Source organism: Erwinia typographi (assembly GCF_000773975.1).
Taxonomy (GTDB): domain Bacteria; phylum Pseudomonadota; class Gammaproteobacteria; order Enterobacterales; family Enterobacteriaceae; genus Erwinia; species Erwinia typographi.
Genome location: NZ_JRUQ01000009.1, coordinates 1 through 710 on the forward strand (window position 1 = coordinate 1; position 710 = coordinate 710).

Annotated in this window: 1 protein-coding gene; it reads left to right on the plus strand. The window is 63.7% G+C overall.

From position 1 onward, the window contains the following. Positions 1-173: 173 nt before the first annotated feature. A partial coding sequence (locus NG99_RS02670; RefSeq protein WP_157032535.1) for a hypothetical protein occupies positions 174-710 on the plus strand: 537 nt, incomplete at its 3' end.

The following is a 710-nucleotide window of genomic DNA, read 5'->3' on the forward strand; positions in this document are numbered from 1 at the left end:
AGATCCCTGCAGCGGCTGAGCTGTCCGCAGGGGATACTGTGACGGCCTCAGTGCAAACGGAGACGGACGGTATAAAAACCACGGCGGACCACACGGTGACGGCGGCGGAGGCCGGAAAGGCGCTGTCACTGGTTGTGAAGGAGACGCTGGCGGGGGAGGCTGACGGGGATACTGTGACTGTATGGTATACGCTCATCCGCTCAGGAAGCTCCACGGCGCTGGATTCAGACACGGTGGCTTATACAGTCAGTGTCGTGGCCAGTCTGCCCGCCCCTGCAGTCGCGGAGGCGGACAGTTCCGCGATGACGGTTGACCCGGCGGCGGTGACGGCAGGCATTACCGTGAAGATCCCTGCAGCGGCTGAGCTGTCCGCAGGGGATACTGTGACGGCCTCAGTGCAAACGGAGACGGACGGTATAAAAACCACGGCGGACCACACGGTGACGGCGGCGGAGGCCGGAAAGGCGCTGTCACTGGTTGTGAAGGAGACGCTGGCGGGGGAGGCTGACGGGGATGCTGTGACTGTATGGTATACGCTCATCCGCTCAGGAGGCTCCACGGCGCTGGATTCAGACACGGTGGCTTATACAGTCAGTGTCGTGGCCAGTCTGCCCGCCCCTACAGTCGCGGAGGCGGACAGTACCGCGATGACGGTTGACCCGGCGGCGGTGACGGCAGGCATTACCGTGAAGATCCCTGCAGCGGCTGAG